Genomic DNA, 20218 nt, shown 5'->3' with positions numbered 1-20218 from the left:
GGAACAGTGGCATGTTGGCAACCGCACATTATGTCGGTCACATACGATCCCTGTAGGAGTGAGCCCGCTCGCGATAGCGGTCTACCGGTCGACATTTGCATCGACTGATGCACCGCTATCGCGAGCAGGCTCACTCCTACAAGGGTTTCGTGGGGTCAGAAAAGCTGTGGAGTCGAGCGGGCGACGATGGCTTCGACGTCCAGCCCACGGGGCAATGCGCCGTAGACGCGGCCTCCACCGCTCAGGCGACTGGCAATGAAGGCATCGCTGAGGGTTGAATTCCCCGCCTCCAACAAAAGCTTGGCCTGCAACCCAAGCGCGATGTCTTCGGTCAACTGCCGCGCCCGGTACTGAATATCACCGGTATCCTTGAATTGCGCCTGCAACTGCTGGATATGCGCAGCCAGACGCTTGTCGCCATGGCCGTCGCCCAGTTCGCTGAACAGCACATCCAGCACGCCCGGCTCTTTCGACAATGCGCGCAGCACGTCAAGACACTGCACGTTCCCCGAACCTTCCCACGTCGAATTCACCGGCGCTTCGCGGTACAGGCGCGGCAGGATGCTGTCTTCGACGTAGCCGGCGCCGCCCATGCATTCGGCGGCTTCGTTGATCATCCCCGGCGCGCGTTTGCAGATCCAGTATTTGCCCACCGCCGTCACCAGCCGCGCGAACTGCGCTTCGTGGCGAACATTCAGGTTATCCAGCGCCCTGCCCATGCGCAGACTCAGGGCCAGCGCGGCTTCGCTTTCCAAGGCCAGATCCGCCAGCACGTTTTGCATCAGCGGCTGCTCGCTGAGCAATTTGCCGCCGACCTTGCGATGAGCGCAGTGATGGCTGGCCTGGGTCAGCGCCTGGCGCATCAGCGAACTGGAACCGACCATGCAATCGAAACGGGTCATCGCCACCATCTCGATAATGGTCGGCACGCCGCGCCCTTCTTCGCCGACCATCCACGCCAGTGCGCCACGAAATTCCACTTCGCTGGAGGCGTTGGACTGGTTGCCGAGTTTGTTTTTCAGACGCTGGATGTAGAACTGATTGCGCGTGTCGTCCGGGCGATGACGAGGGAGGAGGAAGCAGCTCAAGCCCTTGTCGGTCTGCGCCAGCGTGAGGAAGGCGTCGCACATCGGCGCCGAACAGAACCACTTGTGCCCGACCAGTTCGTACGCCTGCCCCGGGCCGCTGGCGCCGACCGGATAAGCCTTGGTGGTATTGGCGCGGACGTCGGTGCCGCCCTGCTTCTCGGTCATCGCCATGCCGATGGTCACGCCGGCCTTGTGCGCCATGCCGACGTTACGCGGATCGTATTCGGTGGCGAGGACTTTGGGCAGCCACTGTTCAGCCAGGTCCGGCTGCAAGCGCAGGGCCGGCACGCTGGCGAAGGTCATGGTCAACGGGCACCCACTGCCCGCTTCAGCCTGGCTGTGCAGATAAGTCATCGACGCGCGGGCGACATGGGCGCCGTCCTGCGGGTGCGCCCACGGCAGCGAGGTCAGGCCATGTTCGATCGCGGTGCGCATGAGTTCGTGATAAGCCGGATGAAACTCGACCAGATCAATGCGATGACCGTAGCGATCATGGCTGGCAAATACCGGTTTGTTCTGGTTGGCGAGAAACCCCGCCTCCATCAAAGGCCCACCCGCCAGTGCGCCATAGGCATCGATCCGCGACTCGGCCCAACCGGCGCCAAAACGCCGCGACCACTCCTGCAGCGGCAGATCGATGCGGTACAGGTTGGTGCCGTCCAGCGACGGTGGCTGGTTGGTGACTTCATGGGTTTCGGCGAACTGATGCAGGTTCATGGCGGCGCTCCTTGTTCAGCAATGGCACCAGTTAAGCACTGGTGCTTTTTTGAACAAAGTGTCATACGCGCCGTTTTTGCGGCGCTTTTACCCCCTCAACAGCTGAGCACGCGGCGCTGCAACGCAGCCTGCAGATCCTCGAATTTCACCGGTTTGGGCAGATAGTCGATGGCCGCGCCCGGGGTGCAGTGTTCGCGGTCAGCGGTCAACGCCAGCATGAATACCGGCAGGTGCGCACAGCCCGGCAGCGCATGGATCTGGCAGCACAACGAGGCGCCTTCATGGCTGGGCAATTGGCATTCGATCAACACCGCATCGAAGCTTTCCCGTTGCAGGCAGTCCAGCGCGGCGGCGCCGTTGTCAGCGCTGCGCACGCGGAAACCGAGCTTGAGCAACATGCCGCGCATCACCAGTTGATTCACGCTGTTGTCATCCACCAGCAGCACCGTGCAATCCTGCGGCGCACGAATGCAATCGCGGGGCGGCTGATCCGCAGGAGCTTCGATAACCGGCAGCTCGAATTCGACATCGAGCTGGAAACGGCTACCGCGTCCGGGCTCGGAGCGGTGGGTGAGTTTGCCGTCGAGCAATTCGACCAGTTGCCGACAGATCGCCAGACCCACTCCCAGGCCGCCGTATTCGCGAGTCATCGAACCGTCGAGCTGGAAGAAGCGCTGATACAGGGTCGCCTCGCCGAGATCGGTGAAACCGATGCCGGTGTCGATCACCGCGAATGACAGCGCCATGCGGTTATCCATCGACGGCCGCCCGGTGACGCGTAGCGCAAGGCCGCCGACACGGGTGAACTTGATGGCGTTGTCCAACAGGCATTCCAGGCACTGCGCCAGTTTCGCGCTGTCGCCAAGCAAGCGATCCGGCAGGATCGGCAGCACGTCGACCTTGAAGTCCAGCGACTTGCTCGCCGCATTTCCCTCGAACTGCACGCGCAGCGCTTCGACCACTGCGCGCAGGCTGAAACTGCCCGGCGTGGCCTTGAGCTTGCCGGCCTGCAATTCAGTCAGGGTGAGGATGCCATTGACCATGCGCATCATGTCGCGGGCGGATCCGGCGGCAGTCTGCTGGTACTGCTCCAGTTCGGGATCGAGGTCGACGGTCTGCATCAGCTCCAGCGAACCGATCACCCCGTTCATCGGCGTACGCAGTTCATGGGTCAGGGTGGCGAGGAATTCATCCTTGAGCTTGTTGCTGTGGGCCAGTTGCTGGTTGAGCACCTCGAGCTTCTGCCCGGCGTCGTACAAGGTCTGCGCCTGTTGTTCGCGCATGGCGTTGATGCGATCGGCCAGCGCCAGCGACAGCAGCGCGACCTCGATCGCCGAGCCGATCTGGCTGGCGTACATGGTCAGGAACACGTTGGGCAGCAGGCCCAGCACCATCAGCGTATTGACGATGCCGCCGAGCAGGAATGCCGACCAGGCGATGATGAAATAACGCGCCACGCGCAAGCCGCGCCACCAGGCGAGGATCCCGGCGGCGAAGATCACCACGGTGAAGGTCAGCGCCAGTGTGGTCGCCAGGCGCAGGGCCAGGGCGTAACTGGTCATCAGCGACAGACCGATCACCATTGCACTGAAGGCAATCAGACCGATCAGCAAACGATCCAGCCAAGGGCTGTGGGTTTTGGTCTGCAGGAAACTGCGGGCGAACTGGCTGCCGAACAGTCCGGCGCATCCAATGAAGAACGGCGTCGCAGCGTTGGCCCACCATGGGTTGTCCGGCCAGAAATACTCGACCGCTGCACCGTTTACCGACAACTGATAAAGGCCGAACGAGCCGATGTAGAAGATGTAATAGAGATAACTGGTGTCGCGCACGCTCAGGTAGATGAACAGGTTGTAGACCAGCATCCCCAGCAGCACGCCATAAATAATGCCGAGCACATACAGGCGCACCGGTTGGTCTTCCAGGTACGCGGTACTTGACCACAACGTTACCGGCGCCTGGATCGAGCCTTCGCTGGCCAGTCGCAGATACAGCGTCTGTTGTTGGTTCGGTTTGAACGGCAGGTCGAACAGGTAATTGTTCTGGCGGATCTCGCGACTGGCGAAAGGCAAGGCATCGCCGGTCTGGCGCACCAGTCGGTATGAGCCGCTGGCGTCGGGCAAATAGAGATCGAGGTGATCGAGCGGCGGATACGCCAGCTCCAGCAGCCAGGTGCGCTGGGCGGCCGGATTGCTCGGACGGTAATGCAGATCGATCTTCAGCCAGAACGCCGAACGCGAGTAACCGGCATTGAGCGTGGCTTTATCGTGGGTTTTGAACTGGCCGGCGGCATCTTGCGCACGGACGTCGGCAATCGTCGCCTGACCGCTCGGGTCTTCGAACACTTGCAGCGATCGGCCCAGCGGCAGGCTCTGGGTGAATTCGTCGAATTCGACAGCGCTCGCCATGAGGGGCAAGCAGAACAGCAACATCAGCAAATAGCGCATTGAAGCCCCAGCGTGGCTCGTCCGGTTGTGTCAGGAAGCCCCCCATTCCCTTTGAGTAGACGTAAAACCGGTATTACCTGTGATTGTTTGGATCCAGCCTAGCATAGCCGTTGATGGCCATTAAGCACCATGGAAATTTTTCCTACAACGGCTCTAGAACGGGCGTTCCAGAGCAAAGCAGCGGCCTAGAGCTGTTGCATTGGTCAGGAAGATCAATGCGATCCGCTTTTGTGGCGAGGGAGCTTGCTCCCGCTCGGCTGCGCAGCAGTCGTAAAACCTGTAAATGCGCTGCGCCTGAATAAATGCAGGGGGCTGCTGCGCAACCCAGCGGGAGCAAGCTCCCTCGCCACAATGGTAGCTGCAGTGTTGTCCGACAATCTGCTCGCAAACGCAGTCAGGAGTGAACCCGCAAATCAGCTTTGGTGGTAAGCTCGCGCACCATGAATATCTACAGCTCCCGCCCCGTTGTCCTCTGTCTCTCCGGCCACGACCCCAGTGGTGGCGCCGGCTTGCAGGCAGATATCGAAGCCCTGCTCGCGCAGGGTTGCCACGCGGCTCCGGCCGTCACCGCCCTGACCGTGCAAGACACCGTCAACGTCACTGACTTTCGCGTCCTCGACCGTGAGTGGGTGCTGGCCCAGGCCAATGCCGTGCTCAACGACTCCGAAGTCGCGGCGGTGAAACTGGGCATGCTCGGTTCGCTGGAAATGGTCGACACCGTCGTCGAGCTGCTCTCGGCGCACCCGCACTTGCCGGTGGTCTGCGACCCGGTGCTGCGAGCCGGTGGCGGCGGACGCCTGGGCAAGGACGAGGTCGGCTACGCGATGCGCGAGCGTCTGCTGCCGCTGTCGATCATTGCCACGCCCAATCTTCCTGAAGCGCGGATCCTCGCCGAATTGCCTGACGGCACTGCCGACGAATGCGCAGAAAAACTCCTGCCGTTCGTCAAGAACCTGCTGATCACCGGCGGCCACGGCGACGAAACCGAGATCCACAACCGCGTGTACAGCCGCGACGGTCTGCGCGAAACCTTTATCTGCCAGCGCCTGCCGGGCAGCTATCACGGCTCCGGTTGCACCCTGGCCAGCGCCCTCGCCGGTCGACTGGCCCAGGGCGAACACTTGGCCAGTGCCGTGCGCACTGCGCTGGATTACACCTGGCGGACCCTGCGCGACGCCGAACAACTGGGCAAAGGCCAGTTCGTGCCGCGCCGTCTGCCACTGGATTTCTGCTCGTAACGTCGTGAGGTCTGCCCGATGAAACTCCGTGGCCTGTATGCCATCACCGACAGCCAGTTGCTGGCCGGCAAGTTTCTGTCTTACGTGGAGGCGGCGCTGGAAGGCGGCGTCACCCTGCTGCAATACCGCGACAAGAGTAGCGACGAGGCCCGCCGTCTGCGCGAGGCCGAAGCGCTGCGCAATCTGTGCGAACGTTACAAGACTCAGCTGATCATCAACGACGACGCCGAACTGGCCGCGCGCCTCAACGTCGGCGTGCATCTCGGCCAGACCGACGGCCCGCTGTCGCCGACCCGCGCCCTGCTCGGTTCGAAAGCCATCATCGGTTCGACCTGCCACGGGCAGATCGCCCTGGCCGAACAAGCCGCCAAAGAAGGCGCGAGTTACGTCGCCTTCGGCCGCTTCTTCAATTCCACCACCAAACCCGGTGCGCCGAGTTGCAGCCTCGACCTGCTCGACGAAGCCAAACGCAAGCTGCACTTGCCGATCTGCGCGATTGGCGGCATCACCCTCGATAACGCCGCGCCGCTGGTCGAGCACGGTGTCGATCTGCTCGCCGTGGTCCATGGCCTGTTCGGTGCTGACAGCAGTGCTGAAGTGACCCGCCGCGCCCGCGCCTTCAACGAACTTCTGAAAATCTGATTTGAGAGCCCGATCATGTCTCGTTCCGAAACCCTGTTTGCCAATGCTCAGAAACACATTCCCGGTGGCGTCAACTCGCCGGTTCGCGCGTTCAAGAGCGTCGGCGGCACCCCGCTGTTCTTCAAACACGCTGAAGGCGCTTACGTCACCGACGAAGACGACAAGCGTTATGTGGATTATGTTGGGTCGTGGGGTCCGATGATCCTTGGCCACAGCCATCCGGACGTGCTCGATGCGGTGCGCAATCAGCTGCAACACGGCCTGTCCTATGGCGCGCCGACCTCGATGGAAACCGAGATGGCCGATCTGGTCTGCTCGCTGGTGCCGTCGATGGACATGGTGCGCATGGTCAGCTCCGGCACCGAAGCGACCATGAGTGCGATCCGTCTGGCCCGTGGTTTCACCGGCCGCGACAGCATCATCAAGTTCGAAGGCTGCTACCACGGCCACTCCGACAGCCTGCTGGTCAAGGCCGGTTCCGGCGCACTGACCCAGGGCGTACCGAGCTCGGCCGGCGTGCCGGCAGCGTTCGCCAAACACACCCTGACCCTGCCGTTCAACGACATCGACGCGGTTGAAGCGATGCTCGCCGAAGTGGGTGAGGAGGTGGCGTGCATCATCGTTGAGCCAGTGGCTGGCAACATGAACTGCGTGCCGCCAGCGCCGGGCTTTCTCGAAGGCCTGCGTTCGCTTTGCGACAAGCACGGCGTGGTGCTGATCTTCGACGAAGTGATGACCGGTTTCCGCGTCGCCCTCGGCGGTGCCCAGGCGCACTACGGCGTGACGCCAGACCTGACCACCTTCGGCAAGATCATCGGCGGCGGCATGCCGGTGGGCTGCTTCGGTGGCAAGCGCGAGATCATGCAGCGCATCGCCCCGCTGGGGCCGGTGTATCAGGCAGGTACGCTGTCGGGTAATCCGCTGGCGATGGCGGCCGGCCTGACGACTCTGCGTTTGATCAGCCGCCCGGGTTTCCACGCCGAATTGACCGACTACACCACGCGCCTGCTCGATGGCCTGCAAGAACGCGCCGATGCTGCGGGCATTCCGTTCGTGACCACTCAGGCCGGCGGCATGTTTGGCCTGTATTTCAGTGGGGCCGACGACATCGTCACTTTCGACGACGTGATGGCCAGCGACGCGGCCCTGTTCGGTCGCTTCTTCCACCTGATGCTGGAAGGTGGCGTGTACCTGGCGCCGAGTGCGTTCGAAGCCGGTTTCACCTCGATCGCCCATGGCGAAGCCGAGTTGCAACTGACGCTGGACGCTGCCGAGCGCGCCTTCGCCGCATTGAAATAATCGCCACACCGCTGACGTTGGCTATGGCCAGCGTCAGCTTTCACCTACATAGCCTCGGTTTTTCCGACGTGCCTGCGCAAATCCTGCCCGAATCGGGCGATATATTCCCCACGCAGCAGAAAAACGAGTAAAGACTTTGTAAGGTTGGCCCTGCTTATTTCATAATGCGCGCTTATTGGATCCCTCGACGGGTCCGCGTGCCCTTCAGAGGTAAGTCGATTCCCATGAACCGCACCGGCCGCACCCTTGCATTGGGCTGCCTGTTGCTCCTTCAGCCCCTGCTCGCGCATGCACAAGCAGGCGGCAACTCGTTGTTGATCCCGGCGATGGGTCGTTGCACCCTCAATACTCAGCCGCAAGACGTCACGCAGGCATTGGCCGCCTGCCAGAAAGCGGCGGATGAAGGGGATGCGCAAGCGCAGTACGAGTTGGGTGAGTTCTACTACGACGGCAAGAACGCGCCGCGCGACCTCAATCAAGCCCTGAGCTATTTCGAAAAGGCCTCGTTGCAAGGCCACGCCCAGGCGCAATTCAAGCTCGGCAGCATGTTTTTCCATGGTGAAGGCGTGCAGGCCAACAATATCCAGGCGTACATCGTGCTGAAGATGGCGGCGGTCAACGGTGCCGAAGAGGCATTGGACACGGCCGACGAAGTTTCGGAAAAGATGTCCCGCGAAGATCTGGAAACCGCCACCCAGGTGCTCGGACAGATCTTCCGCAAATACCTCATGGAACTGCAGAGCGCCGATGGGCGTACGCCGTTTTCACCTCTTCCGTAAGCCCCCTGTGGCGAGGGAGCTTGCCCCCGCCGGGGTGCGAAGCAGCCCTAAACCCTGCAATCCCGATCTGGCTGACACAATGCATTTTCTGGCCTGACGACTGCTGCGCAGTCGTACGGGAGCAAGCTCCCTCGCCACAACATCATTCCAGCTTTGAATCTGTTTTTACTTCTCAGGCATCGGCATCGGAAACGGCATGACATTGCCGACCGCGCCGCGGGCTTCGCTGATTTTCGGCGTGCCCAGACGTTCCACTTCGTCGATGCGCACAATCGAATGCATCGGCACAAAGCTGCGCACCACGCCTTCGAATTGCGCCTTGAGCTTTTCTTCGCTCGGATCGACGACCATCTGCGTGCGCTCGCCAAAGACGAATTCTTCAACTTCCAGGAAACCCCACAGATCACTTTGATAGATCTGCTTGGCGTACATTTCGAACACCTGGCCCTGGTTGAGGAAAATCACCTTGTAGATTGGAGCTTCGCGTTTGGTCATGGCGGGCGGATAACATCGGGGTAAAAATGAGGGCGCGAACTATAGCATAGCCACCGGACGCACAGCGGTAGGAACCTGACGGCTTGTTCCCTATAATGCGCGGTTCTTTGAATCACGTGACGACCCGAATCCATGGCCAAGAAGCTATACATCGAAACCCACGGTTGCCAGATGAACGAGTACGACAGCTCGCGCATGGTCGATCTGCTGGGCGAACATCAGGCCCTGGAAGTCACCGCCCGCGCGGAAGACGCCGACGTGATTCTGCTCAACACCTGCTCGATCCGCGAACGCGCGCAGGATCGCGTGTACTCGCAGCTCGGCCGCTGGCGCGAACTGAAGCTGGCCAACCCGGACATGGTCATCGCCGTCGGCGGTTGCGTGGCCAGTCAGGAAGGCGCGGCGATCCGCGATCGCGCTCCGTATGTTGACGTGGTGTTCGGCCCCCAGACCCTGCACCGTCTGCCCGAGATGATCGACGCCGCGCGCAGCAGCAAGCTGCCGCAGGTCGATGTCTCGTTCCCGGAAATCGAAAAATTCGACCACCTGCCCGAGCCACGCATCGACGGCCCGAGTGCCTATGTGTCGGTCATGGAAGGTTGCAGCAAGTACTGCACGTTCTGCGTAGTGCCGTACACCCGTGGTGAAGAGGTCAGCCGGCCGTTCGACGACGTGATTGCGGAAATCATTCACCTTGCCGAAAACGGCGTGCGCGAAGTGACCTTGCTGGGGCAGAACGTCAACGGCTATCGCGGCTCGACTCACGACGGTCGCCTGGCCGATCTGGCTGAGCTGATTCGTGTGGTCGCCGCTGTCGATGGCATCGACCGCATCCGCTACACCACGTCACATCCGCTGGAGTTCTCCGACAGCCTGATCCAGGCCCACGCCGAAGTGCCGGAACTGGTCAAGCACCTGCACTTGCCGGTGCAGTCGGGCTCGGACCGGATCCTCGCGGCGATGAAGCGCAACCACACGGCGCTGGAGTACAAATCCAAGCTGCGCAAACTGCGCGCGGCCGTGCCGGGAATCTGCATCAGCTCGGACTTCATCGTCGGCTTCCCCGGCGAAACCGAAAAAGACTTCGAACAGACCATGAAGCTGATTGCAGATGTCGGCTTCGATTTCTCCTACTCCTTCGTTTACAGCCAGCGCCCGGGCACGCCCGCCGCCGATCTGGCCGATGACACCCCGGAAGAATTGAAAAAAGAACGTCTGAATGCGCTGCAACATCGCTTGAACCAGCAAGGCTTCGAGATCAGCCGACAAATGGTCGGTTCGATCCAGCGCATTCTGGTGACCGATTATTCGAAGAAAGACCCGGGCGAGCTGCAAGGCCGTACCGAGAATAATCGTATCGTCAACTTCCGCTGCGACAATCCGACCCTGATCGGCCAGTTCGCCGACGTGCACATCGACGCGGCGCAACCGCACTCGCTGCGCGGCTCGCTGATCCAGTAAATGCAAAAGATCGCAGCCTTCGGCAGCTCCTACATGGATTACATTCCTCTGTAGGAGCTGCCGAAGGCTGCGATCTTGACGGTCTCGACGCCGAGAATATTTAAGAGCTTTCGCACCCACGCCACTGGCGTTATCCTTGATTTCATCCTAATTGCCCCAGGGCGGCTAAATACGACCTTGAACGCACCCATCGAACCACATCGTTTTCTCCTCGAGCCTTTTGAGGCTCGCCGCTTCGCCAATCTGTGCGGGCAATTCGACGAGCATTTGCGCTTGATCGAGCAGCGCCTGGCCATCGAGATCCGCAATCGCGGAAACCAGTTCGAGCTGATTGGCGACCCCAAACTCACCACGTCTGCGGAAAACCTGCTGCGCCGCCTGTACCGGGAAACCAAGGGTACCGAGCTGTCGCCAGACCTTGTGCACCTGTTCATCCAGGAATCGGCCGGCGCGGATCTCGACAATCCGGCCCCTGCCGAACCGACCGTCGCCCTGCGTACGAAAAAAGGCATGATTCGCCCACGCGGCTTGAATCAGCAGCGCTACGTGAAGGAAATCCTCGGCAACGACATCAACTTCGGCATCGGCCCGGCCGGTACCGGCAAGACCTATCTGGCCGTGGCCTGCGCGGTTGACGCGCTGGAGCGCGAGCAGATCCGCCGCATCCTGCTGGTGCGTCCGGCGGTCGAAGCGGGTGAAAAACTCGGCTTCCTGCCCGGCGACCTGTCGCAGAAGATCGACCCGTACCTGCGCCCGCTGTATGACGCACTGTACGAAATGCTCGGCTTCGAATACGTCGCCAAGCTGATCGAAAAACAAGTGATTGAAGTCGCGCCGCTGGCCTACATGCGCGGTCGCACGCTGAACAACAGCTTCATCATTCTCGACGAAAGCCAGAACACCACCGTCGAGCAGATGAAGATGTTCCTCACGCGCATCGGCTTTGGCTCCACCGCCGTGATCACCGGCGACATCACCCAGGTCGACCTGCCGCGCGGCACCAAATCCGGCCTGCACCATGTGATCGAAGTGCTGAAAGACGTGCCCGGCATCAGCTTCACCCACTTCCAGCCCAAAGACGTCGTGCGCCACCCGTTGGTGCAGCGGATTGTCGAGGCCTACGAGCGCTTCGAGACCCGTGCCGAAGCCGCGAAGGAAGCCTCGCGCGATGCTTGAGCTGGATCTGCAAATCGCCACCGAGGCCAGCGCGCCCAGTGAAGCCGAGTTCCGTCAGTGGTGCGAACTGGCCCTGCGCCAGCGCACCGCTGATTCGGAAATGACCATTCGTCTGGTCGATGAGCAAGAAGGCCGCGAGCTCAACCACACCTGGCGCCACAAGGATTACGCGACCAATGTGTTGTCGTTCCCGGCGGAAGTGCCTGACGAGTTTCTCGACATCCCGCTGCTCGGCGACCTGGTGATCTGCGTGGCCGTGGTCGAACGCGAAGCCGCCGAGCAGGGCAAGGAACTAAAGGCCCACTGGGCACATCTGGTCATTCACGGCTGCTTGCATCTGCTGGGTTACGACCATATAGATGACGACGAAGCCGAGGAAATGGAAGCACTGGAACGCGAGTTGCTTGCCGAACTGGGCTATCGCGATCCGTACGCGGACGACGAAACCGAACACTCCCCCATCGTTACAACAAAGGATTCAGAGTAATCGCTATGAGCGAAGATCGATCGAGCAACGGGCAGAAGTCATGGCTGGGTAAACTGACCCAGGCTTTTGCCCACGAGCCGAAGAACCGCCAGGAGCTCCTCGAGCTGCTGCGCGACGCACATCAGAACAAACTGCTGGACAGCGAAGCGCTGGCCATCGTCGAAGGCGCCATTCAGGTGGCTGACCTGCAAGTGCGCGACATCATGGTGCCGCGCTCGCAAGTGATCAGCATCAAGGCGACCCAGACACCCCGCGAATTTCTCCCGGCCGTGGTCGACTCGGCCCACTCGCGCTATCCGGTCATCGGCGAAAGCCATGACGACGTGATGGGCGTGCTGCTGGTCAAGGATCTGCTGCCGCTGATCTTCAAAGAGAACGGCGACAGCTTCAACATCAAGGATCTGCTGCGCCCGGCCACGTTTGTGCCGGAGTCCAAGCGTCTGAACGTGTTGCTGCGTGAATTCCGCGCCAACCACAACCACATGGCCATCGTCATCGACGAGTACGGCGGCGTGGCCGGTCTGGTGACCATCGAAGACGTGCTCGAACAGATCGTTGGCGATATCGAGGACGAGCACGACGTCGAGGAAGACAGCTACATCAAGCCGCTGCCCAGCGGTGATTTCCTGATCAAGGCGCTGACGCCGATCGAGAACTTCAACGAGTTTTTCGACAGCGAATTCTCCGACGACGAATTCGACACCGTCGGCGGTCTGGTGATGAGCGCGTTCGGCCACTTGCCAAAACGCAACGAAATCACTGAAATCGGCGCCTATCGTTTCCGCATCCTGAACGCCGACAGCCGTCGGATTCATTTGCTGCGTCTGACACCTATTGCTCGCTAAGGACTGAAATGCGCTGGACTACCCGCCCCGGCTGGCCCGGTAACCTGCTGGCCGTGGCGGCCGGTGCAATCACCACTTTCGCTCTCGCCCCGTTCAACATCTGGCCGCTGGCGTTGCTGGCGGTCGGTCTGTTCTATGCCGGTTTGCGTGAGCTGAGCCCTCGTCAGGCGCTGGGTCGTGGCTGGTGCTTCGGCTTCGGCCTGTTTGGCGCCGGCACCAGTTGGATCTATTACAGCATTCACCATTTTGGCGGCGCTTCGGTGTTGCTCGCCGGGTTCCTGATGCTGCTGTTCACAGCGGCAATTGCCTGGTTCTTCGCCTTGCCCGCCTGGCTGTGGGCGCGCTGGTTGCGCCGTAACGAGGCGCCGCTGGCGGATGCCCTGGCTTTTGCTGCGCTGTGGGTCGGGCAGGAAGCGTTTCGCGGCTGGTTCCTCACCGGTTTCCCGTGGCTTTACTCCGGTTACAGTCAGCTCGACGGCCCGCTGGCCGGGCTCGCACCGGTGGGCGGAATGTGGCTGGTGTCATTTGTTCTGGCACTGACGGCGGCACTGATCTACAACGCGCCGCGCTTGTTGCAGGCGCGGCGCAAGGGTTTTATCGCTGCCGGCCTGGTACTTCTGCTGGGCCCCTGGATAGCGGGCGTCGCCCTCAAAGGCCACGCCTGGACCAGCCCGTCCGGCGCACCGCTGACGGTGGCTGCGATTCAGGGCAACGTCGCGCAAAGCATGAAATGGGACCCGGCCGAGCTCAACGCACAACTGGCGCTGTACCGCGACTTGAGTTTCCGTTCCAAACCGGTCGACCTGCTGATCTGGCCGGAAACCGCCGTGCCGGTTCTGAAGGAGTCCGCCGAGGGCTACCTGACGATGATGGGCAGCTTCGCCGCCGAGCGTAAATCAGCGCTGATCACCGGTGTACCGATCCGCCAGACCGTGCATAAAGAGAGACGCTTCTTCAACGGCATCACCGTGGTCGGCGAAGGCGACGGCACTTATCTGAAGCAGAAACTGGTGCCGTTCGGCGAATACGTGCCGTTGCAGGATGTGTTGCGTGGTTTGATCGCGTTCTTCGACCTGCCCATGTCGGACTTCGCTCGCGGCCCTTCCGATCAGGCGCTGTTGCAGGCCAAGGGTTACCAGATCGCACCGTTCATCTGCTACGAAGTGGTCTATCCGGAATTCGCCGCCGGGCTATCGGCACGCAGCGATCTGCTGCTGACGATCAGCAATGACACCTGGTTCGGCACTTCCATCGGGCCGCTGCAACATCTGCAAATGGCGCAGATGCGCGCACTGGAAGCCGGACGCTGGATGATCCGCGCGACCAACAACGGCGTTACCGGCCTGATCAACCCGTTCGGGCAGATCACCGAGCAGATTCCGCAGTTCGAACAGGGCGTGCTGTACGGCGAAGTGGTGCCGATGCATAACCTGACGCCTTATCTGCAATGGCGTTCATGGCCATTGATTGTGCTGTGCCTGCTGCTGTTTGGCTGGGCGCTGATGGCGAACCGGATGTCGAAAACCCTTTAAAAGCTTCGCGAGCAGGCTCGCTCCCACAGTTGGAATGCATTTCAATGTGGGAGCGAGCCTGCTCGCGAAGAGGGCATTAGCAGCAGCGAGTCAATCGTGGTTGGCTTCACCTCGGTAAAACAGCGAATACCCCACCTGCCCCACCGCTTCATTGAGCAACTGCCCGCTCTGCCAGATCGACTTGAACTCCGGCAGCCAGCCACCGAAAGGCCGGGCGTTATCGGTGCCAAGAAAACCCACCGGCGCTGGCACTACTTCGAATCCCGCCTGTTGAAAACTCCACACCGCGCGCGGCATATGCCACGCCTGTGTCACCACGACGACCCGTTTGATCCCCTGCGGCAAGAGAATATCCGCCGTGAACCGCGCGTTTTCCCATGTGGTGCGGCTCTCGCCTTCCTGCCAGCGCACGCTCACGTCGAAGTCATCACGCAACGAATCCGCCATCAATTTCGCCTCGGTCGGTGGCGTGCCGTAATGCAGGCCGCCGCTGGTCAGGATCGGCAAGCCCGAGGCCTTGGCCAGGCGCGCCGCGTAACGCTGACGCTCGAGACCGACGCCGGTTGGCTGGTCTTCGCCCCAGGCGAGATCACCGCGCTCACGTCCCGAGCCCAACACCACAATAGCTTCGGCGCGTTGCCCCAACGTCGCCCATTCCTGCCGGGCCAGCGGCGGCTCGCGCTCCAATGCCTTGGCGCTCCATTGCACCACCACCGGCAGGCTCATCAGCCACAGGCCGCCAAATCCAAGGGCAAAACACACGCCAGCCAGACGCGGTCGCGAGCGGCGCAGCCACCAGGCGGCCAGCAACAGCAGCAAGAGAATGCCGGGCGGCAATAAAAGTTGTTTGATGAAATATCGAAAGGGCATCGGGCATCTCCAAAGATGCCCGAAGCCTAAGAGTGTTAATCAAGGGTTACAACCAATAGGCGGGATCCTGTTGCAAAAGATCCGTTCCCGACCTGCCATGCGCTTACTTGGCCTGCACAGAGCGAACCTTGCCGGTGTCTCTGCGCGGCGCCTTGTCCTTGAGCCAGATGACCTTGGCCGAATGTGCTGCATCGAGCTGCTTCACTGCTTGAGACAGGCATCCCTGCGTTTCACGTTCACTGCGATCCAGATAGGCCTTGACCAGTTTGAACTCGGCGGGGCTCAAGCCACGCAATTCCAGTTCCAGGGGGCGCTCGTCGCGCAGCCGGTCAGCAGTTTTCACGGCGTCCAGCGCCATGCCCAGACGATCGATCAACCTTTCGTACAACTCGGGTTTCGTTACGTTTTTTTTCCGTTGCTCCACCATCCCTCACCTCATTGAAGATAAGACTCACTCCCCAGTTAGAGCTTAGCTTCGCTGCACGAACCGGCTACACGCCGCGACCAACGGCCCTCGCCACGCAAACCCTCTGGCGAACAGCTGTAATCAGGGTTTCCCTCGGCCAAGCGCGGTCATGTATGCTACGGCGCTTCCTGTCATTCCACTTCCAGCGCACTCGGGCGATCCCGAATGCAGCCGTCGAAGCGGATTAGGCCACCCCTATCCAGTACAAAAGTAGCCATGCACGAACAATATCAGCCACGTGAGATCGAAGCCGCCGCCCAGTCGTTCTGGGATGAGCAAAAGTCCTTTGAAGTCAGTGAACAGCCAGGCAAGGAAACCTACTACTGCCTGTCGATGTTCCCGTACCCCAGCGGCAAGCTGCACATGGGCCACGTGCGCAACTACACCATCGGCGACGTGATCTCGCGCTACCAGCGCATGCAAGGCAAGAATGTTCTGCAGCCAATGGGTTGGGATGCGTTCGGCATGCCGGCGGAAAACGCCGCGATGAAGAACAACGTGGCGCCCGCCAAGTGGACCTACGAGAACATCGCCTACATGAAGTCGCAGCTGCGCAGCCTCGGCCTCGCGGTTGACTGGTCCCGTGAAGTGACCACCTGCAAGCCCGACTACTACCGCTGGGAACAATGGCTGTTCACTCGCCTGTTCGAAAAAGGCGTGATCTACCGCAAGAACGGCACCGTGAACTGGGACCCGGTCGACCAGACCGTGCTGGCCAACGAGCAAGTCATCGACGGACGCGGCTGGCGCTCCGGCGCGCTGATCGAAAAGCGCGAAATCCCGATGTACTACTTCAAGATCACTGCCTATGCGGACGAGCTGCTGGAGAGCCTCGACGAACTGACTGGCTGGCCGGAGCAGGTCAAGACCATGCAGCGCAACTGGATCGGCAAGTCCCGCGGCATGGAAGTGCAGTTTCCGTACAACGTCGACTCGATCGGCGAAGCCGGCACCCTGAAAGTCTTCACCACCCGTCCGGACACCCTGATGGGCGCGACCTACGTCGCCGTGGCGGCCGAGCACCCGCTGGCGACCCTGGCCGCGCAAAACAACCCCGAGCTGCAAGCGTTCATCGCTGAATGCAAGGGCGGCAGCGTCGCTGAAGCCGACGTCGCCACCCAGGAAAAGAAAGGCCTGCCGACCGGCCTGTTCGTCGAGCACCCGCTGACCGGTGAAAAACTGCCGGTGTGGGTCGCCAACTACGTGCTGATGCACTACGGCGACGGCGCAGTCATGGCGGTCCCGGCGCACGACGAGCGCGATTTCGAATTCGCCCACAAGTACAACCTGCCGGTGAAATCGGTAGTGCGCACCAGCTCCGGTGACACCAACCAAGCGCCGTGGCAAGACGCCTATGGCGAGCACGGCACGCTGATCAACTCCGGTGAGTTCGACGGCCTCGACTTCGCTGGCGCGTTCGACGCCATGGAAGTGGCCCTGATCAAGAAAGAGCTGGGCGCCTCGCGCACCCAGTTCCGCCTGCGCGACTGGGGCATCAGCCGCCAGCGCTACTGGGGCTGCCCGATCCCGATCATCCACTGCGCTGCGTGCGGTGACGTACCGGTGCCGGAAGATCAACTGCCGGTCGTATTGCCTGAAGACGTGGTGCCGGACGGCGCCGGTTCGCCGCTGGCGCGCATGCCCGAGTTCTACGAGTGCACTTGCCCGAAATGCGGCGAGCCTGCCAAGCGTGAAACCGACACCATGGACACCTTCGTCGAGTCGTCGTGGTACTACGCCCGTTACGCCTCCCCGCACTTCGAGGGTGGTCTGGTCGAGAAATCCGCCGCCGATCACTGGCTGCCGGTGGATCAGTACATCGGTGGCATCGAACACGCCATTCTTCACCTGCTCTATGCGCGCTTCTTCCACAAGCTGATGCGCGATGAAGGCCTGGTCAGCTCCAACGAGCCGTTCAAGAACCTGCTGACCCAAGGCATGGTGATCGCCGAAACCTACTATCGTCGCGAAGCCAACGGCGCCTACACCTGGTTCAACCCGGCCGACGTCGAACTCGAACGCGACAGCAAAGCCAAGGTCATCAGCGCCAGGCTGAAATCCGACGGCCTGCCGGTGGAAATCGGCGGCACCGAGAAGATGGCCAAGTCGAAGAACAACGGCGTCGATCCGCAGTCGATGATCGACCAGTTCGGTGCCGACACTTGCCGCCTGTTCATGATGTTCGCCTCGCCGCCCGACATGAGTGCGGAATGGTCGGACTCCGGCGTTGAAGGCTCGCACCGCTTCCTCAAGCGTGTCTGGCGTCTGGCGCAAGCCCACGTCACCCAAGGCTTGCCGGGCAAGCTTGAGGTTGGCGCTCTGAGCGACGAGCAGAAATCCGTGCGTCGCGCGATCCACCTGGCGATCAAGCAGGCCAGCCATGACGTCGGCCAGAACCACAAATTCAACACCGCCATCGCGCAAGTCATGACGCTGATGAACGTGCTGGAAAAAGCCGCCCAAGGCACCGAACAGGATCGCGCGCTGCTGCACGAAGGTCTCGAAGCGGTCACTTTGCTGCTGGCACCGATCACCCCGCATATCAGCCATGAATTGTGGAAACAGTTGGGTCACGCCGATGCGGTGATCGATGCCGGCTGGCCGGCGGTGGACGAAAGCGCTCTGGTGCAGGACAACCTGACCCTGGTCATTCAGGTCAACGGTAAACTGCGCGGCCAGATCGAAATGCCGGCCAGCGCCACCCGCGAGGAAATCGAAGCCGCCGCGCGCGTCAACGAGAACGTGCTGCGGTTCGTCGACGGCCTGACCATTCGCAAAGTGATTGTGGTGCCGGGCAAACTGGTCAACATCGTCGCCAGCTAAATTGGATCGGGTGTCGGGTTCGCCTGGCACCCAGTAAAACCTTTCGGGCCGCAGAGTCGGCTCACCTGGTTTCAAGGGGAGCAACACAATGATCAAACGCAATCTGCTGGTGATGGGCCTCGCCGTTCTGCTGAGCGCCTGCGGTTTCCAGTTGCGTGGTACCGGCACCAACGAACTGTCGATCAAGGAACTCGACCTGAGCGCGCGCAACGCCTACGGCGAAACCGTGACGCAACTGCGTCAGGTGCTTGAGTCCAGTGGCGTCAAGATCTACAGCGGCGCGCCGTACAAGCTGTTTCTGGCTGACGAGCAGGAAAGCCAGCGCATCCTCAGCTACGCCGGTGCCGGTCGTACAGGCGAATATCAGGTCAGCACAGTGCTGAGCTACGATATCCGCGGCGAGAAGAACCTGTCGCTGCTCAGCGACAAGCTCGAAGTGCAGAAAGTCTTCATTCATGACGGCAACAACCTCGTCGGTTCCGATCAGGAAGCCAACGATGCCCGTCGCGAAATCCGCCGCGAACTGGTACAGCGCATGATGCTGCGCCTGCAACAGCTGACTCCGGGGCAATTGCAGCAACTGCAGCAAGCCGCCAATGACCGCGCCAAGGCCGAAGCCGACGCGCTGGAAGCGGCACAAAAGGCTGAAGCGGAAACTCCGCGTCAGTCGCCGCTCGAAATCCCGCAGCAGTAAGACGGCCGGGGCGCTCAGGCGCCCCGCTCGCCCTTCCTTATGAAGCTCACTCCCGCGCAACTCGGCAAACACCTGCAAGGCGCACTCGCGCCGGTCTACATCATCAGCGGCGATGACCCGTTGCTGTGTCAGGAAGCCGCCGATGCCATCCGCAGTGCTGCTCGCCAGCAAGGTTTTGACGAACGTCAGGTCTTCGCCGCCGACGCCAATTTCGATTGGGGGACGTTGCTGCAGGCCGGTGCCAGCATGTCGCTGTTCGCCGAAAAACGCCTGTTGGAGCTGCGTCTGCCGTCGGGCAAACCGGGCGACAAAGGCGCGGCCGCGCTGATCGAATATTGCTCGCGCCCCGCCGAAGATACGCTGCTGCTGATCAGCTTGCCGAAGCTCGATGGCAGTGCGCAGAAAACCAAGTGGGGCAAGGCCCTGGTCGAAGGCCAGCAAACCCAGTTCGTGCAGATCTGGCCGGTGGATGCCAATCAACTGCCGAGCTGGATTCGTCAGCGATTGTCGCAGGCAGGCCTGTCGGCCAGTCAGGATGCTGTCGAATTGATTGCCGCACGTGTCGAAGGCAACCTGCTCGCCGCCGCCCAGGAAATCGAAAAGCTGAAGTTGATGGCCGAAGGTGGGCAGATCACCGTCGAAACCGTGCAGGCCGCCGTGGCCGACAGTGCGCGGTTTGACGTGTTCGGCCTGACCGACGCGGTGCTCAACGGCGAACCGGCTCACGCCTTGCGCATGCTCGAAGGTCTGCGCGGTGAAGGCGTCGAGCCGCCTGTGATCCTTTGGGCGCTGGCGCGGGAGCTGCGCCTGCTGGCCAATATTTCCCTGCAATACAGCCAGGGCACACCGCTGGACAAGTGCTTCAGCCAGTCGAAACCGCCGGTCTGGGACAAGCGCAAGCCGCTGATGAGCAAGGCCCTGCAACGCTATTCGGCGCAACGCTGGGCGCAGCTGCTGCTCGAAGCCCAGCGTATCGATGCGCAGATCAAGGGTCAGGCGGCGGGTTCGCCGTGGATGAGCCTTAGCCGTCTGGCTTTATTGATGTCAGGCCAGCGACTGTCATTACCTGCTGAATAAGATCAAAAGATCGCAGCCTTCGGCAGCTCTACACCGATCCCTGTAGGAGCTGCGGCACGCTGCGATCTTTTGATCTTGTTTT

17 protein-coding genes are annotated in these 20218 nt (G+C 61.3%); 12 read left to right on the top strand and 5 right to left on the bottom strand.

Annotated features, from left to right (window positions below):
• Window positions 1-155: 155 nt before the first annotated feature.
• Together AEQ63_RS15955 and AEQ63_RS15950 are read right to left on the bottom strand one after the other, a co-directional pair.
• Window positions 156-1805, bottom strand: coding sequence for an acyl-CoA dehydrogenase family protein (locus AEQ63_RS15955; protein WP_064364067.1), 1650 nt, complete (start codon window positions 1803-1805; stop codon window positions 156-158).
• A 95-nt stretch (window positions 1806-1900) separates the two neighbouring features.
• The gene (locus AEQ63_RS15950; RefSeq protein ID WP_064364066.1) at window positions 1901-4252 is read right to left on the bottom strand and encodes a hybrid sensor histidine kinase/response regulator; all 2352 of its coding nucleotides are present in this window, start codon (window positions 4250-4252) and stop codon (window positions 1901-1903) included.
• A 440-nt stretch (window positions 4253-4692) separates the two neighbouring features.
• Between AEQ63_RS15950 and AEQ63_RS15945 the strand changes: the two genes are divergently transcribed.
• From AEQ63_RS15945 to AEQ63_RS15930, 4 genes are all read left to right on the top strand, one after another.
• Entirely contained in the window at window positions 4693-5490 is a 798-nt protein-coding gene (locus tag AEQ63_RS15945; RefSeq protein WP_064364151.1) for a hydroxymethylpyrimidine/phosphomethylpyrimidine kinase, read from the top strand.
• 18 nt (window positions 5491-5508) lie between these two features.
• Window positions 5509-6132: a thiamine phosphate synthase gene (gene thiE / locus AEQ63_RS15940; RefSeq protein WP_042610564.1), complete on the top strand. Its 624-nt coding sequence runs from the start codon at window positions 5509-5511 to the stop codon at window positions 6130-6132.
• Between the two features lie 15 nt (window positions 6133-6147).
• On the top strand, window positions 6148-7431 hold the full coding sequence (gene hemL, locus AEQ63_RS15935) for a glutamate-1-semialdehyde 2,1-aminomutase (protein WP_042610565.1): 1284 nt from the start codon (window positions 6148-6150) through the stop codon (window positions 7429-7431).
• 224 nt (window positions 7432-7655) lie between these two features.
• Window positions 7656-8210, top strand: coding sequence for a tetratricopeptide repeat protein (locus AEQ63_RS15930; protein WP_064364065.1), 555 nt, complete (start codon window positions 7656-7658; stop codon window positions 8208-8210).
• A 165-nt stretch (window positions 8211-8375) separates the two neighbouring features.
• Here the strand turns inward: AEQ63_RS15930 and AEQ63_RS15925 are convergent, their stop codons facing one another.
• Entirely contained in the window at window positions 8376-8705 is a 330-nt protein-coding gene (locus tag AEQ63_RS15925) for a DUF1820 family protein (RefSeq protein WP_016773045.1), read from the bottom strand.
• Window positions 8706-8837: 132 nt separating this feature from the next.
• On the opposite strand from AEQ63_RS15925, the gene miaB reads away from it, so the two are divergent.
• From miaB to lnt, 5 genes are all read left to right on the top strand, one after another.
• The gene (gene miaB / locus AEQ63_RS15920) at window positions 8838-10166 is read left to right on the top strand and encodes a tRNA (N6-isopentenyl adenosine(37)-C2)-methylthiotransferase MiaB (protein ID WP_064364064.1); all 1329 of its coding nucleotides are present in this window, start codon (window positions 8838-8840) and stop codon (window positions 10164-10166) included.
• A gap of 177 nt (window positions 10167-10343) precedes the next feature.
• Entirely contained in the window at window positions 10344-11342 is a 999-nt protein-coding gene (locus AEQ63_RS15915) for a PhoH family protein (RefSeq protein WP_042610568.1), read from the top strand.
• Window positions 11335-11829, top strand: a complete 495-nt coding sequence (ybeY, locus tag AEQ63_RS15910) for an rRNA maturation RNase YbeY (protein ID WP_064364063.1) — start codon at window positions 11335-11337, stop codon at window positions 11827-11829. Before AEQ63_RS15915 ends, ybeY begins: the two co-directional genes overlap by 8 nt.
• A gap of 5 nt (window positions 11830-11834) precedes the next feature.
• A complete protein-coding gene (locus tag AEQ63_RS15905; protein ID WP_042610570.1) occupies window positions 11835-12674 on the top strand; it encodes an HlyC/CorC family transporter in 840 nt (279 codons plus the stop codon).
• Between the two features lie 8 nt (window positions 12675-12682).
• Entirely contained in the window at window positions 12683-14206 is a 1524-nt protein-coding gene (gene lnt, locus AEQ63_RS15900) for an apolipoprotein N-acyltransferase (protein WP_064364062.1), read from the top strand.
• A 90-nt stretch (window positions 14207-14296) separates the two neighbouring features.
• Here the strand turns inward: lnt and AEQ63_RS15895 are convergent, their stop codons facing one another.
• Window positions 14297-15076 carry a YdcF family protein gene (locus AEQ63_RS15895; RefSeq protein ID WP_042610572.1) on the bottom strand — a complete coding sequence of 260 codons (780 nt, stop codon included), beginning with the start codon at window positions 15074-15076 and terminating at the stop codon, window positions 14297-14299.
• A gap of 103 nt (window positions 15077-15179) precedes the next feature.
• Window positions 15180-15503: a hypothetical protein gene (locus tag AEQ63_RS15890; protein ID WP_024014441.1), complete on the bottom strand. Its 324-nt coding sequence runs from the start codon at window positions 15501-15503 to the stop codon at window positions 15180-15182.
• Window positions 15504-15758: 255 nt separating this feature from the next.
• Here AEQ63_RS15890 and leuS point away from each other — a divergent pair, with 255 nt between their 5' ends.
• From leuS to holA, 3 genes are all read left to right on the top strand, one after another.
• Window positions 15759-18365 carry a leucine--tRNA ligase gene (gene leuS / locus AEQ63_RS15885; protein WP_064364061.1) on the top strand — a complete coding sequence of 869 codons (2607 nt, stop codon included), beginning with the start codon at window positions 15759-15761 and terminating at the stop codon, window positions 18363-18365.
• An 88-nt stretch (window positions 18366-18453) separates the two neighbouring features.
• On the top strand, window positions 18454-19059 hold the full coding sequence (locus AEQ63_RS15880; protein WP_042610574.1) for an LPS-assembly lipoprotein LptE: 606 nt from the start codon (window positions 18454-18456) through the stop codon (window positions 19057-19059).
• A 39-nt stretch (window positions 19060-19098) separates the two neighbouring features.
• Entirely contained in the window at window positions 19099-20136 is a 1038-nt protein-coding gene (gene holA / locus AEQ63_RS15875; RefSeq protein ID WP_064364060.1) for a DNA polymerase III subunit delta, read from the top strand.
• Window positions 20137-20218 lie beyond the last annotated feature (82 nt).

This window comes from Pseudomonas sp. RIT-PI-o (assembly GCF_001297215.1).
Classification (GTDB): domain Bacteria; phylum Pseudomonadota; class Gammaproteobacteria; order Pseudomonadales; family Pseudomonadaceae; genus Aquipseudomonas; species Aquipseudomonas moraviensis_A.
Note: the sequence above shows the minus strand (reverse complement) of the source record. Positions and strands in the feature narration are given on the sequence as shown.

Coding starts and splice junctions, on each gene's coding strand:
- AEQ63_RS15880 (WP_042610574.1), top strand. CDS start 18,454: ATGATCAAACGCAATCTGCTGGTGATGGGCCTCGCCGTTCTGCTGAGC.
- holA (WP_064364060.1), top strand. CDS start 19,099: ATGAAGCTCACTCCCGCGCAACTCGGCAAACACCTGCAAGGCGCACTC.
- lnt (WP_064364062.1), top strand. CDS start 12,683: ATGCGCTGGACTACCCGCCCCGGCTGGCCCGGTAACCTGCTGGCCGTG.
- AEQ63_RS15895 (WP_042610572.1), bottom strand. CDS start 15,076: ATGCCCTTTCGATATTTCATCAAACAACTTTTATTGCCGCCCGGCATT.
- AEQ63_RS15945 (WP_064364151.1), top strand. CDS start 4,693: ATGAATATCTACAGCTCCCGCCCCGTTGTCCTCTGTCTCTCCGGCCAC.
- leuS (WP_064364061.1), top strand. CDS start 15,759: ATGCACGAACAATATCAGCCACGTGAGATCGAAGCCGCCGCCCAGTCG.
- AEQ63_RS15925 (WP_016773045.1), bottom strand. CDS start 8,705: ATGACCAAACGCGAAGCTCCAATCTACAAGGTGATTTTCCTCAACCAG.
- ybeY (WP_064364063.1), top strand. CDS start 11,335: ATGCTTGAGCTGGATCTGCAAATCGCCACCGAGGCCAGCGCGCCCAGT.
- miaB (WP_064364064.1), top strand. CDS start 8,838: ATGGCCAAGAAGCTATACATCGAAACCCACGGTTGCCAGATGAACGAG.
- hemL (WP_042610565.1), top strand. CDS start 6,148: ATGTCTCGTTCCGAAACCCTGTTTGCCAATGCTCAGAAACACATTCCC.
- AEQ63_RS15890 (WP_024014441.1), bottom strand. CDS start 15,503: ATGGTGGAGCAACGGAAAAAAAACGTAACGAAACCCGAGTTGTACGAA.
- thiE (WP_042610564.1), top strand. CDS start 5,509: ATGAAACTCCGTGGCCTGTATGCCATCACCGACAGCCAGTTGCTGGCC.
- AEQ63_RS15905 (WP_042610570.1), top strand. CDS start 11,835: ATGAGCGAAGATCGATCGAGCAACGGGCAGAAGTCATGGCTGGGTAAA.
- AEQ63_RS15950 (WP_064364066.1), bottom strand. CDS start 4,252: ATGCGCTATTTGCTGATGTTGCTGTTCTGCTTGCCCCTCATGGCGAGC.
- AEQ63_RS15955 (WP_064364067.1), bottom strand. CDS start 1,805: ATGAACCTGCATCAGTTCGCCGAAACCCATGAAGTCACCAACCAGCCA.
- AEQ63_RS15930 (WP_064364065.1), top strand. CDS start 7,656: ATGAACCGCACCGGCCGCACCCTTGCATTGGGCTGCCTGTTGCTCCTT.